This window comes from Pseudomonas helleri (genome assembly GCF_001043025.1).
Lineage (GTDB): Bacteria > Pseudomonadota > Gammaproteobacteria > Pseudomonadales > Pseudomonadaceae > Aquipseudomonas > Aquipseudomonas helleri.
Genome location: NZ_JYLD01000007.1, coordinates 95,189 through 108,384, shown reverse-complemented (window position 1 = coordinate 108,384; position 13,196 = coordinate 95,189). Strand labels below are relative to the sequence as shown.

Annotated in this window: 14 protein-coding genes; 5 read left to right on the top strand and 9 right to left on the bottom strand. The window is 55.8% G+C overall.

The genetic code is table 11. The features are described from left to right. The first annotated feature begins 112 nt into the window (after positions 1-112). A complete protein-coding gene (locus TU84_RS13010) occupies positions 113-1,039 on the top strand; it encodes a LysR family transcriptional regulator (protein ID WP_048369520.1) in 927 nt (308 codons plus the stop codon). On the opposite strand, the gene TU84_RS13005 is transcribed toward TU84_RS13010, so the two are convergent. The 3 genes from TU84_RS13005 to TU84_RS12995 all read right to left on the bottom strand — a co-directional run bounded on the left by TU84_RS13005 (position 1,036) and on the right by TU84_RS12995 (position 3,172). Continuing rightward, entirely contained in the window at positions 1,036-1,398 is a 363-nt protein-coding gene (locus TU84_RS13005) for a diacylglycerol kinase (protein WP_048369518.1), read from the bottom strand. The genes TU84_RS13010 and TU84_RS13005 overlap by 4 nt on opposite strands. 75 nt (positions 1,399-1,473) lie before the next feature. Continuing rightward, positions 1,474-2,124 (bottom strand): response regulator transcription factor ErdR, encoded by a 651-nt coding sequence (erdR, locus tag TU84_RS13000; protein ID WP_048369516.1) that lies wholly within the window; start codon positions 2,122-2,124, stop codon positions 1,474-1,476. 301 nt (positions 2,125-2,425) lie between these two features. Next, positions 2,426-3,172 (bottom strand): tRNA-uridine aminocarboxypropyltransferase, encoded by a 747-nt coding sequence (locus TU84_RS12995; protein WP_048369865.1) that lies wholly within the window; start codon positions 3,170-3,172, stop codon positions 2,426-2,428. 229 nt (positions 3,173-3,401) lie between these two features. Here TU84_RS12995 and TU84_RS12990 point away from each other — a divergent pair, with 229 nt between their 5' ends. Further along, positions 3,402-3,812: a PA3611 family quorum-sensing-regulated virulence factor gene (locus tag TU84_RS12990; RefSeq protein WP_048369514.1), complete on the top strand. Its 411-nt coding sequence runs from the start codon at positions 3,402-3,404 to the stop codon at positions 3,810-3,812. Positions 3,813-4,009: 197 nt separating this feature from the next. Continuing rightward, entirely contained in the window at positions 4,010-5,119 is a 1,110-nt protein-coding gene (locus tag TU84_RS12985) for an LOG family protein (RefSeq protein ID WP_048369511.1), read from the top strand. A gap of 87 nt (positions 5,120-5,206) precedes the next feature. On the opposite strand, the gene recX is transcribed toward TU84_RS12985, so the two are convergent. The 5 genes from recX to TU84_RS12960 form a co-directional block, all read right to left on the bottom strand. Then, positions 5,207-5,674, bottom strand: a complete 468-nt coding sequence (gene recX / locus TU84_RS12980; RefSeq protein ID WP_048369509.1) for a recombination regulator RecX — start codon at positions 5,672-5,674, stop codon at positions 5,207-5,209. Between the two features lie 8 nt (positions 5,675-5,682). Beyond that, entirely contained in the window at positions 5,683-6,795 is a 1,113-nt protein-coding gene (recA, locus tag TU84_RS12975; RefSeq protein ID WP_048369508.1) for a recombinase RecA, read from the bottom strand. An 84-nt stretch (positions 6,796-6,879) separates the two neighbouring features. Next, positions 6,880-7,380 (bottom strand): CinA family protein, encoded by a 501-nt coding sequence (locus TU84_RS12970; protein WP_048369506.1) that lies wholly within the window; start codon positions 7,378-7,380, stop codon positions 6,880-6,882. Positions 7,381-7,457: 77 nt separating this feature from the next. Next, on the bottom strand, positions 7,458-7,799 hold the full coding sequence (locus TU84_RS12965) for a phage holin family protein (protein ID WP_048369505.1): 342 nt from the start codon (positions 7,797-7,799) through the stop codon (positions 7,458-7,460). A 426-nt stretch (positions 7,800-8,225) separates the two neighbouring features. Beyond that, positions 8,226-8,960, bottom strand: coding sequence for a LexA family transcriptional regulator (locus TU84_RS12960; protein ID WP_082148715.1), 735 nt, complete (start codon positions 8,958-8,960; stop codon positions 8,226-8,228). Between the two features lie 192 nt (positions 8,961-9,152). Between TU84_RS12960 and mutS the strand changes: the two genes are divergently transcribed. After that, positions 9,153-11,732 (top strand): DNA mismatch repair protein MutS, encoded by a 2,580-nt coding sequence (gene mutS, locus TU84_RS12955; protein ID WP_048369503.1) that lies wholly within the window; start codon positions 9,153-9,155, stop codon positions 11,730-11,732. A 129-nt stretch (positions 11,733-11,861) separates the two neighbouring features. Next, on the top strand, positions 11,862-12,185 hold the full coding sequence (gene fdxA, locus TU84_RS12950) for a ferredoxin FdxA (protein ID WP_048369501.1): 324 nt from the start codon (positions 11,862-11,864) through the stop codon (positions 12,183-12,185). A gap of 211 nt (positions 12,186-12,396) precedes the next feature. Here fdxA and TU84_RS12945 read toward each other — a convergent pair whose 3' ends face one another. Beyond that, entirely contained in the window at positions 12,397-13,047 is a 651-nt protein-coding gene (locus tag TU84_RS12945) for a TetR family transcriptional regulator (RefSeq protein ID WP_048369500.1), read from the bottom strand. Positions 13,048-13,196 lie beyond the last annotated feature (149 nt).

Below are 13,196 nucleotides of genomic sequence, written 5' to 3'. Positions count from 1 at the left end.
GGGCTCCTAAATTCGCCAGCGCTGACTATGAGCGCAATTGCACAGCATTCTAATGGCGACGACAATATCTGTTAACTGAATTATTAAGATAAGGGTTATCGGTTATATCGATATGCGATTTACTCTCAGACAACTCCAGGTGTTCGTTACCGTCGCCCAACAAGAGAGCGTGTCCCGTGCGGCAGGCTTGTTGGCCCTTTCACAATCGGCAGCCAGTACCTCAATCACCGAACTGGAGCGCCAGACCAGTTGCCAACTGTTCGACCGCGCGGGCAAGCGCTTAAGCCTCAACGCCCTGGGTCGGCAGTTATTGCCACAGGCCGTCGCCTTGCTGGACCAGGCCAAGGAAATCGAAGACCTGCTCAACGGCAAGTCCGGCTTTGGCTCACTGACCGTCGGCGCGACCCTGACGATTGGCAATTACCTGGCGACCTTGCTGATCGGCAGCTTCATGCAGGCTCACCCGGAAAGCCAGGTCAAACTGATTGTCCAGAACACAGCTCATATCGTGCAACAAGTTGCTCACTATGAAATTGATCTGGGTCTGATCGAAGGCGACTGCAGCCACCCGGACATCGACGTTCAGAGCTGGGTTGAAGACGAGCTGGTGGTCTTTTGCGCCCCTCAACACCCACTGGCCGCCCGTGGGCACGCCACCCTCGAAGAACTGACCCGCGAAGCCTGGATTTTACGCGAACAAGGTTCGGGCACGCGCCTCACGTTCGATCAAGCCATGCGCCATCATCAAAGCGCGCTTAACATTCGCCTGGAGCTGGAACACACCGAAGCGATCAAGCGGGCCGTTGAGTCCGGCTTGGGCATCGGCTGTATCTCGCGCCTGGCACTGCGTGATGCTTTTCGCCGCGGCAGCCTGGTGGCGGTCGAAACCCCTGACCTGGATCTGGCGCGGCAGTTTTTCTTTATCTGGCACAAGAAGAAGTATCAAACCTCCGCCATGCGCGAATTTCTGGAGCTGTGCCGCGCCTTTACCGCCGGGGTTCAGCGCAGCGACGAAATTGTTCTGCCTGCGATCGCTTAAAGCAGAATCACTGCCCACACCACGGCAATCAGGGTCAGCACGACAAACTGTGCGGCGCTGCCCATGTCCTTGGCGTTCTTTGACAGCGGGTGCAAGTCGAGGGAAATTCGATCGATCGCCGCTTCAATGGCTGAGTTAAGCAGCTCGACAATCAACGCCAACAGGCATACCGCTATCAGCAGTGCTCGCTCGACCCGGCTGACATCCAGGAGGAACGTCAGCGGGATCAGCACCACATTGAGCAGCACCAATTGGCGAAATGCCGCCTCACCGGTAAAGGCTGCACGCAAACCGTCCAGCGAGTAACCGCCAGCATTCAAAATCCGTTTAAATCCGGTTTTACCCTTGAAAGGCGACATAGATAGGCAACTGCGTAAAAAATGAGTGGAAAAAACTAAATCAGGCCGCGTCAAAAATGCGTGAAGTTTGACAGTTTAATGGCTCGATATAGATTCGAGTTGTTGCAGCAGCAGCGCGGCCTGAGTGCGGGTACGCACTCCCAACTTGCGGAAAATCGCTGTCACGTGCGCTTTGATCGTCGCTTCCGAAACGCTCAACTCGTAGGCGATCTGCTTGTTCAGCAACCCCTCGCAAACCATGGTCAAAACCCGGAACTGTTGAGGTGTCAGGCTGGCCAAGCCTTCGCTGGCCGCTTTGGCTTCTGCCGAAACCGGCACTTCTTCAAAGGCTTGGGGCGGCCAGGAAACATCGCCATCCAGTACCGTGCGCACAGCGTTTTGAATGGCTTCCATTGAACTGGATTTAGGAATAAAGCCACTGGCGCCAAACTCTCGCGAGCGCACCATGACCGAGGCTTCCTCTTGGGCTGACACCATCACCACCGGGATTTGCGGGTACTGACCGCGCAACAACACCAACCCGGAGAAACCATAAGCACCTGGCATGTTCAAGTCGAGCAGCACCAGATCCCAATCGGCCTTTATCGCCAGCTGTTTTTCCAGCTCGGCAATACTGGCGACCTCGACCAAGCGAACATCAGAACCCAATCCCAGAGCAACGGCCTGGTGCAAGGCACTGCGAAACAACGGATGGTCATCAGCAATCAGGATTTCGTATGTGGCCATTGTTTAAATGATCCTGTTTTTCAGGCGGGTCCGGTTTAAAGCCAGAACCCGCTAAGGCAACTCGAGCAACAGTCTGAAAACTGTGCATCAAAGGGCAAGATTTACGCTAGAAGTTAGAACTTATAAGCGTTTGAGCAGCATCTGCCGCCGAATCGGCGCCAAGCATGCCCAGCCAAAACTGTAGGGTCAAGCGTAAAACCTGACACCGAGGTCCAGTAACAGCCATTACTGCGCCAGCATTCAAATCGAATGGGGCCAGCCGCTTAGTTCGCTTTAAAAATTGTAGCGCTACTTCTTTAGTCTATTGAGCCCGGTTCTGAGAAAGGTCTTTTACAAAAAAGCCCAGTTCTTGATGCGCTGTACTCGACTCATTCACCGGCAACTGGTTTTTGGCATCCAGATAATGCTGGCTGAACACATCAAAGTACGCATCCAGGGCAGCCGATGCTTGCGTATCGCCAGCCAGATCAAGGCACAAACTGGCCACTTCGGCGGTACACAAATGCTCACTCCGTGTTGAACGGCGCAACCGGTAGCGTGAGAGCTTTTCTGGCAAAAGGCTCAGGATCGGCAAGCCATCCAGATACGGGCTTTTGCGAAAGATCTTGCGCGCTTCAGTCCAGGTCGCATCCAGCAGGATAAACAGCGGCCGCTTGCTGCTGTCGACTTCGACGGTGTGGGTGACTCGCTCAGCCGCTACATACTCGCCGGGAAACACCAGATAAGGCTGCCACTGCGGATCAGCCAACAACGCCAGCAGGTCTTTATCGGTTTCAGTACGCGACCAGATAAAGGCGAAGTTGTCGCTGACCACGTCCGCGATCAACCAGCCGGTATTACTCGGCTTGAACACTTCCTTTTTAGTCATGAGCAAGCAAACGCCCGCGCGCGTGTTGACCTTTGGCCGCCACCGGCACAAGCAATGGCTTTCGATCACACGGCAGGTATGGCAACGCGGTGCACGAGAGCCACGCGCCAAATAAGGTTTAGTGCTTTCCTCTTCGCGCTCGTCTCGCAAACGGGCTACAGCGTTAGGGGAAAAGGTCATCAAGGTCATGGGTTTTTACTTACGCCAGCAACCGCTGATTCGCCACGGTTTGGCGCAGAAGCGGATTCAATAGAGGAAGGCGCGCAGTCTACCAGAGGCCGCACGCCTGCATGCCAAACCATGACCACGGGCATTTCCTGACACACAATGCTGACCTATACTCCTGCGCCACTGAACGCACAGATCGATGGTGGGTCAAAGCCTGCGTCACGTACAACAGGAGAGTTTCATGTTGCGCACTATTATTCCAACCGTAGCCTTAATGCTGGCACTGCCTTTGGGCGCGCAAGCGGCCTCTCTTGCAGAATTCAATCTGAACAAGTCCCTGCAAGCGACCGCAGAAGCCAGCAACGTTGGGAAACCACGGGCTATCAGCCCCGATTTGCTGGATAAAGGCTTCACGGTTGATGGCACCGTACTGATCAACAGCCTGGAAGCCAGCCCGAACATGGCCGCCAAAATGCGCTCTGCTCCCGAGTTGGCCGTCCCGCAGCTAGGCCGTAGCGTTTGCAGCGACCCCAATTTCCGCAAACTGTTGGCTCGTGGTGCCACCATGCGCTTCGACATCCGGGAATACGGCAATAACAAATCGGTACTGACCCAAGACATCCGCGCCGATAACTGCAAGCGCAAAGGCTGATTCCGCGTCTGTTGCACGCCGTTGCTAACAATGGCGTGCACCCTCCTCCTCTCCAATTCTTCATTTACATCAGCCAATTAGCGGTTGCCAGCGCCAACAACTCAGGACCATTATCAAGGCATGATGGTGACACGCTGTGTCTTGGGGGCTGCCCCACGTACGGCGTTTTAAAGGATGTTGTGTTGAAGGAGTAATGCATGCCCGATCAATCCAGTGACTCCCTTCCCCTGTATTTCGAAGGCCAGGGCCTCGACCTCGCTCAACACGTGGACGCGCAGTTGCAGCTTGTCGCACCCGACAGCCCCAACCGGCCGCTGTATCGCGAAATGTTGTTCACTGTTTTGCGCATGGCCCACGATGATCTTGATCGCTGGAACGCCAAGATCATGTTGCAAGCTGTTCGCGAGCTGGAAAAAACCTTCCGTGTACTGCAAACCTTCAAAGGCCGCCGCAAAGTCACGGTCTTCGGATCGGCACGTACTCCGGTAGAACACCCGCTGTATGCACTGGCCCGTGAAGTGGGTGCGACACTGGCACGCGCCGATATGATGGTCATTACCGGAGGCGGCGCTGGCATCATGGGGGCTGCCCATGAAGGCGCGGGGCTTGAGCACAGCCTGGGCTTTAATATCACCCTGCCTTTTGAACAGCGCGCCAACCCGACGATCAATGGCTCTGCCAATCTGCTGGCCTTCCACTTCTTCTTCACCCGCAAGCTGTTTTTCATCAAGGAAGCGGACGCTCTGGTCATGTGCCCTGGTGGCTTTGGCACGCTGGATGAAGCCTTGGAAGTGTTGACGCTGATTCAAACCGGCAAGTCTCCTTTGGTGCCCATCGTGTTGCTGGACATGCCGGGCGGCACCTATTGGAAAAGTGCGCTGGAGTTCGTCCACAACGAGCTGGAAGCCAATCAGTACATTCTGCCTAACGATCTGAAACTGATGCGCTTTGCCTACAGTGCCGAAGAGGCATTGGCTGAGATCAATCAGTTTTATAACAACTTCCATTCAACCCGCTGGCTGAATAAAACGTTCGTTGTGCGCATGAAGTATCCGCTCAATGTGCACGCGCTCGCGCATATTCAAAAAGCATTCGCCGATATCTGTTTGAGTAATGGGTTTTGTCAGTCGCCGGATGACGGCATAGACCATGACGCGTCACTCAACTTATACCGTTTGAGCTTTGCATTCAGCGGGCGTAATCAGGGACGTTTGCGGGAGTTGGTCGACTTTATCAATCTGCCGCAGCACTGGGAAATGACCGACATGGCAGCCACGTCGGCAGAGTGTGAGTCGCTGGCGGATTAAATCTGAAGTCAGAGTTGGGTGTCTGGATTAAAAACATGGCCGCTGCGCGCCCCATCGCGGCCTTCGGCAGCGACTACGGGGTAGTCGCTAGTCGTCGAATTCTCGGCCGCTTAATACGCGACCAATCATGTCCATCGTATAACCGCGATAACTCAAGAAGCGGCCTTGGCGGGCACGCTCTTTCGCATCTTCGGGCAACTTGCCTGCAAACTTGCGACGCCAAGTGTCTTCCAACTGTTCTTGCCAGTTAAAGCCACTTTCGCGCAACGCCTCTTCAATATCGCCACGCGACAAACCGCGCTGTCCAAGCTCTTCGCGAATACGCAAAGGGCCATAGCCAGAGCCTGCACGGTAATTGATATAGCTTTCGAGGTAACGCGACTCCGACAACAGCCCTTCTTCCGTTAAACGGTCGAGGGCGATGTCGATCATGTCGGGGCAAGCTCCGCGCTGACGCAACTTACGTGTCAGCTCGACTCGACCATGCTCGCGTCGCGCGAGCAGGTCCATTGCAGCTCGTCGCACCGCGACGAGGTTATCCAAAACGACAGTCATGAGTTGTATCAGTTATCGTTTTCTGCAGAGTTTTCGAACTCGATTTCTGCCGCTTCTGCTTCTTCAGCAGCCGCTTTGGCAGCCTTGCTCATTTTCGGCATAACTTTCAGCTCGGCCAGCTCGCTGTCAGTTTTTGGCCCCAACAGCTTGGCGCGCAGTTGTTTCTCGAGGGCGTCCTTGATGTCCGGGTTATCGTCCAGGAACTTGGCGGAGTTCGCCTTGCCCTGACCAATTTTGTTGCCGTTGTAGCTGTACCAGGCGCCCGCTTTTTCAACGAAGCCATGCAATACGCCCAGGTCGATCATCTCACCGTTGAGGTAGATGCCCTTGCCGTAAAGAATCTGGAACTCGGCCTGACGGAATGGCGGTGCCACTTTGTTCTTGACCACTTTGACGCGGGTTTCGCTACCCACCACCACATCGCCTTCTTTCACGGCACCCGTACGACGGATGTCCAGACGAACAGACGAGTAGAACTTCAGGGCGTTACCACCGGTGGTGGTTTCAGGGCTACCAAACATTACGCCGATCTTCATACGGATCTGGTTGATGAAGATCACCAAGCAGTTGGCGTTTTTGATGTTACCGGTGATTTTACGCAGTGCTTGCGACATCAAACGGGCTTGCAGGCCCACGTGTGCGTCGCCCATGTCGCCTTCAATTTCAGCTTTAGGAGTCAGCGCGGCCACGGAGTCGATGATGATCACGTCAACAGCGTTGGAACGCACCAGCATGTCGGTGATTTCCAGTGCCTGTTCGCCCGTATCGGGCTGGGAAACCAGCAGGTCATCGACGTTCACACCCAGCTTGCCCGCATACTCAGGGTCAAGCGCGTGCTCGGCGTCAACGAAGGCACAGGTTGCACCCGCTTTTTGCGCTTGTGCAATCACAGACAACGTCAGGGTGGTTTTACCCGAGGACTCTGGACCGTAGATTTCAACAATACGGCCTTTTGGCAGACCGCCAATGCCCAGCGCGATGTCCAGACCCAGCGAACCTGTAGAGATAGCAGGGATTGGCTGGCGATCTTGATCGCCCATCAACATGACGGCGCCTTTGCCGAATTGACGTTCGATCTGACCCAGGGCCGCAGCCAAGGCTTTCTTCTTGTTGTCGTCCATTAAAGTCCTCTCAAAATCAATAAGGCCATGACGGCCGATAACTGTATAAGTAGCCAGTATTATTCCACAGGGTTAAACGATCGCCTACCCCTGATTTTCTATTTCTCGTACCGTTCGGCGTATTAGGCCTTCCAGCGCCGCAATAACGGTTTGTCGACGGACCTCATCGCGATCACCCGGGAAGTGCCTGCACTCGGCCGTCACCTCGTCACCAACGCCCCACGCCAGCCAGACCGTGCCCACCGGTTTCTCTGGCGAACCGCCGCCCGGGCCGGCGACGCCACTGACGGCGACAGCAAAGCGTGCATCACTGTGCGCCTGCGCGCCGCGGACCATCGCCTCGACCACTTCACGGCTCACGGCTCCAACCTGAGTAAACAGCGCCTGCGGCACATCAAGCTGCCGGGTCTTTTGCTGATTGGAATAGGTCACAAACCCCGCCTCGAACCAGGCAGAACTGCCGGCGATACGGGTGATGGCTTCTGCAATACCCCCGCCCGTGCACGACTCGGCGGTTGTCACGTGAGCGTTAAGAGTCTGTAGATGGCGCCCAAGTTCAGCCGCCAGTTGAGAGAGTGGGTCCATGAGGTTCTCCTGTGGGTACGCCCAAGCGCCATAACCTACACGAGCCGGTGAGCGTTGCAAGGCGATGCAGCCCAAGCCTAGCGTTCGCTACGCGAGTCCGGCGCTGCAGTGTCGACCCCCAGGCGCTTGGCTGCCCAGCGTTGATACACGCTAATTGCAGCATCGGCCCCCGCCAGCGCGGTCAGGCAACCAAAGGCGCCAGCCGCCAGAATCGACATGCCGGCGGCGTACAACAACATAAAGGTGGAAACACCACACACCATGCAGGCACCGGAACGCAACGCCAGCCGCCGGACCAGCAGCCAGCCGCTTGCACCTTCTTTATCTGCGCGCCACATCTCGCCAAAGACGCCGCCCACCAAAGCGAGAAGGATGACCAGCAGCAGCGGCATATCCTGCAAAATTTGCGGCTCATTCATCGTGCCATCACTCCTGAATCCTTACTGATAAAAGCCAGTGTCTGGCCTGAGCTGAACAGCGGGCGCGCTGCCCGCCGCGTCGCATCCCTGCGCGAGTCAGATCGGGGAACCGCGATGAGACAAAGACTATGCATGTATGGATATACAGTCAATGCACCAATGCATATATTTGTTTTGAACGCTGCTATCAGCCAGAAAAGGCAACGTGAGCAGTGCGATCAGTCTTTCAATAAGCACGAAAAAGCCCACTTAGACGTGTAATGCTGTTCACTTATGAGATGCGTACGAGTAACTGTAGGAGCGAGCTTGTCTCGCGAGCTTTTAAAAGGTCAAAAGATCGCGAGACAAGCTCGCTCCTACAGGGTTCGCTTTCGCTTATGTGAACAGCATTGCACTTAGACGTGGGCTCATTCTTAAAACTGCAGGCTAACGAGCGTACATACCCCACCAGAAGACGTGGCCCAAAATCACCAACTGCTCATCCTCCAAATCACAGTAGGCATAGTCCTCGTCGGGATACTCATCGCGATTAAAACTACGCAAACGAATGCCACTGGCCAGACGATACAGCTGCTTCACGCGCAACTGGCCGTTGTGGTTGAGCGCATACAGGTCACCGTCGATGACCTCCTCAAGTGAGCGCTTGCCGACATTGACGCCCACAGTGGCGCCGTCACGCAGCACCGGAAGCATGCTTTCACCGCGTACCGTCACACACTTTGCCTGGTCAAACTCCACGCCGTTGTGGCGCAGGCTGCGCTTGCCGAACCGTAACTTGGCCCGCTCGCTCTCTTCAATGGCAAAACGCCCCGAGCCTGCGGCTAATTCGACCTGGCGCAAGAACGCAATGGACACTTCGTCATCGGCCACGGGGGTGTCGTCATCCCACAACGAGATATCACGCAACTCAGCATGCCTGGGTGGGCTGTCAGAAAAGCCTGAGCCGGCGCGATCATCCCGCCCCCGCAGGCGATCAGTGCTGATGTTGAAGTACTCGGCAATTTTGGAGATATGTCTGTCGGAAGGATCGACAATTTTCCCGCTCAAAATTCGCGAGAGTGTGGACTGCGGGACTCCCGTGCTCCGATGCAGCGCCATCGCGCTGATCTGGTGCCGGGCAAGCAGTTCTTTCAAGACCGTTGAAACATTTCGTTTGGACATGCCGGGAATAGTGCTGGCCGTGTTTATAGATGGCAAATGCTATTTCTTCTATTTATAGCAACGCGTCAGCACGCCTGGCACGCACCTGTAGATGCGGGGGGCTGACATGTTAACCTTGCGCCCATTGCGAAACAGCCGCGCCTGACGCCCGCTTTTCACCCACCTTTTAATCGAATCCGCCTAAGCCTTCTCATGAGTAAGAATACTTCCGACCTGTCTTCACACACGCCGATGATGCAGCAGTACTGGCGCCTCAAAAACCAGCACCCCGATCAGTTGATGTTCTATCGCATGGGCGACTTCTACGAGATTTTCTATGAAGACGCGAAGAAGGCCGCCAAGTTGCTGGACATCACCCTGACGGCTCGCGGGCAGTCGGCCGGGCAGGCGATTCCGATGTGCGGTATTCCTTATCACGCTGCCGAAGGCTACTTGGCCAAGTTGGTCAAGCTAGGTGAGTCGGTAGTGATTTGCGAGCAGATCGGCGACCCGGCAACCAGCAAGGGCCCGGTCGAGCGTCAAGTGGTGCGTATCATCACGCCGGGCACCGTCAGCGATGAAGCGCTTCTGGATGAACGCCGTGACAACCTGATTGCCGCCGTACTGGGCGATGAGCGTCTGTTTGGCCTGGCGGTGATGGACATTACCAGCGGCAATTTCTCGGTGCTGGAGATTAAAGGCTGGGAAAACCTGTTGGCCGAACTGGAACGCATCAACCCGGTGGAGCTGATGATTCCGGACGACTGGCCGCAAGGCCTGCCTGCCGAAAAACGCCGTGGCGTTCGTCGCCGCGCGCCGTGGGACTTTGAACGTGATTCGGCATTTAAAAGCCTGTGCCAGCAGTTTTCGACCCAAGACCTAAAAGGCTTTGGTTGCGAAAACCTGACCCTGGCAATTGGCGCTGCCGGTTGCTTGCTCAGCTACGCCAAAGAAACCCAGCGCACCGCCCTGCCCCATTTGCGTAGCCTGCGCCATGAGCGTCTGGATGACACCGTGGTGCTGGATGGCGCCAGCCGTCGCAACCTGGAGCTGGACACCAACCTGGCCGGTGGTCGCGACAACACCTTGCAATCGGTGGTCGACCGTTGCCAGACCTCGATGGGCAGCCGCCTGCTGACCCGCTGGCTGAACCGCCCGCTGCGTGACTTGAGCGTGCTATTGGCCCGTCAGTCGTCGATTACCTGCCTGCTCGATGGCTATCGCTTTGAAAAGCTGCAACCGCAGCTTAAAGAGATCGGTGATCTGGAGCGGATTCTGGCGCGTATCGGTCTGCGCAATGCTCGCCCGCGAGATCTGGCACGCTTGCGTGATGCCCTGGGCGCTTTGCCTGAGCTGCAAGATGCGATGATCGGCCTCGAAGCCCCACACCTGCAACATCTGGCCACCGTCACCAGCACCTACCCGGAACTGGCGGCGCTGCTGGAAAAAGCCATCAATGACAACCCGCCTGCGGTGATCCGTGACGGCGGCGTGCTGAAAACCGGTTATGACGCTGAGCTGGATGAACTGCAATCGCTGAGCGAGAACGCCGGGCAGTTCCTGATTGATCTTGAAGCACGGGAAAAAGCCCGAACCGGCCTGAGCCACCTCAAGGTGGGTTATAACCGCGTGCACGGCTATTTTATCGAGCTGCCGAGCAAACAGGCCGAACAAGCACCTGCTGACTACATTCGCCGGCAAACCCTCAAAGGCGCTGAGCGCTTTATCACGCCTGAGCTAAAAGCCTTCGAAGATAAAGCCCTGTCGGCCAAAAGCCGCGCGCTGGCCCGCGAAAAGATGCTCTACGAAGCGCTGCTGGAAACTCTGATCGGGGAATTGCCGCCCTTGCAGGACACTGCCGCCGCGCTGGCCGAGCTCGATGTGCTGAGCAACCTGGCCGAACGTGCGCTGAACCTGGACTTGAACTGCCCGCGCTTTGTCGACGAGCCGTGCATGCGTATCGAGCAGGGCCGTCACCCGGTGGTCGAGCAAGTACTGACAACACCGTTTGTGGCCAACGATCTGGCGCTGGATGACAAAACCCGCATGCTGGTGATCACCGGTCCTAACATGGGCGGTAAATCGACCTACATGCGCCAGACCGCATTGATCGTCTTGCTGGCCCATATCGGCAGCTTTGTACCGGCTGCCAGCTGCGAACTGTCACTGGTCGACCGGATCTTCACCCGGATCGGCTCCAGCGATGACCTGGCAGGCGGTCGCTCTACCTTTATGGTGGAGATGAGCGAAACAGCCAATATTCTGCACAACGCGACCGATCGCAGCTTGGTGCTGATGGATGAAGTAGGCCGCGGCACCAGTACATTCGATGGTTTGTCTCTGGCGTGGGCCGCCGCCGAGCGCCTCGCCCACTTGCGCGCTTACACCCTGTTTGCCACGCACTACTTTGAGCTGACCGTTCTGCCCGAGAACGAACCGCTGGTCGCCAACGTGCATTTGAGCGCAACCGAACACAATGAACGCATCGTGTTTTTGCACCATGTCTTGCCAGGCCCGGCCAGTCAAAGCTATGGTTTGGCCGTTGCACAATTGGCCGGGGTTCCAGCCAATGTCATCACCCGGGCACGTGAACATTTGAGCCGACTCGAAACGACCAGCCTGCCTCATGAAGTACCGCGACCAGTACCTGGCAAAAAAGCAGTACCGCAGCAAAGCGATCTGTTTGCCAGCCTGCCGCACCCCGTACTGGATGACCTGTCCAAGCTCGATCTGGACAACATGACGCCGCGTAAAGCACTTGATTTGCTCTACACATTAAAGACACGCCTTTAAAAGCTGCTAGAATCGCGCGCGGTTCGGGATGCTACTGGCCTTTTAGCCTGGTCAGTAGATATCACTCCCGAGCCCTGCGAACCCGAACTGTAAGGGCTTCGCTGCCGCCGCCTGAGGAGAAAATTAGAAATGACCTTCGTCGTCACCGACAACTGCATCAAGTGCAAGTACACCGACTGCGTAGAAGTCTGTCCGGTGGACTGCTTCTACGAAGGCCCGAACTTCCTGGTAATTCACCCGGATGAGTGCATTGACTGCGCGCTTTGTGAGCCTGAATGCCCTGCACAAGCCATCTTCTCTGAAGATGAAGTGCCTGCCGGCATGGAACAATTTATTCAGTTGAATGTTGAGCTGGCTGAAATCTGGCCAAACATCACTGAAAAGAAAGACGCTCTTCCGGACGCGGAAGAGTGGGATGGCGTGCCAGGCAAGATCAAAGATCTCGAACGCTGATTCACGCTGCACCAAAAAGCCCCGGTCTCTTGCGAGCCGGGGCTTTTTGCGTTCAAGGACGATGAGGACAACAGGCCGGTAACAATTACAGTACAAAATACTTAGCTGACTAACTTTAAACCCGCAGCGTAGACATATATAAAGGCCATCTGGTATCAATTCACGCGACGGGTAAAAACTTCACTAGCCTTATGCCTTCAGGCAACTAGACTCAAGCTCTATTGAGCTCCGGGCTGCGCAGGGTAGGACTGAGCCGCAGCATGTCAATGCAGGTGTCGACCCAGATTTCAGCTTGTTTATAGAGCTCAAAACAGTCGGGAACCAGCAGCCATTGCCCAAGAATACCGTCTATATAGGCGTGCAAAGCGATTGCCGCACGGCGGGCATCCAGGTTCGAAGGGAGTTGTTCGCGATGGATTGCATTACTCAGCGTGAGCTCGATCCGGCTGTTACAGTCGATACTTGCCATTTGGCGTTGACGGCGCAAATCGCACATTTCGTCAGTGAATTCGCACTTATGAAACAAAATCTCATTGATACGCCGAGTTTTCGGATCAGTCGCCACCTGACGAAACAAATGGACCAACAAACTGCGCAAGCAACCCAGCGGATCAAGCTCCTCTTGGCTCTCGCTGGCTTTGGCCAGTTCTTCCAAAGGTTCGCGCAGGCTGTCCAGCATGGCCTGAACCAGGTCAGCCTTGTTGCTGAAATGCCAGTAAATGGCACCCCGGGTGACACCCGCCAACGCAGCGATATCAGCCAGCGTAGTGCGGGCAACCCCTCTTTCATAAAAGGCCTGCTCGGCTGCTTCGAGGATTTTGCTCCGGGTTTCCTGAGCTTCTTCTTTGGTACGACGCACCATAACAATCACAACCTCAATCAGGAGGGTCTGGACAATTTCAGTTCGGTATCCAAACCGGCATCGGGTGGCGTTTGTTCTGCCTTATCCCGGTCTACTACGGACTCAAAAATGGACTCTGGAACGCGGCTTGCGACAGGTTCCCACTGTTT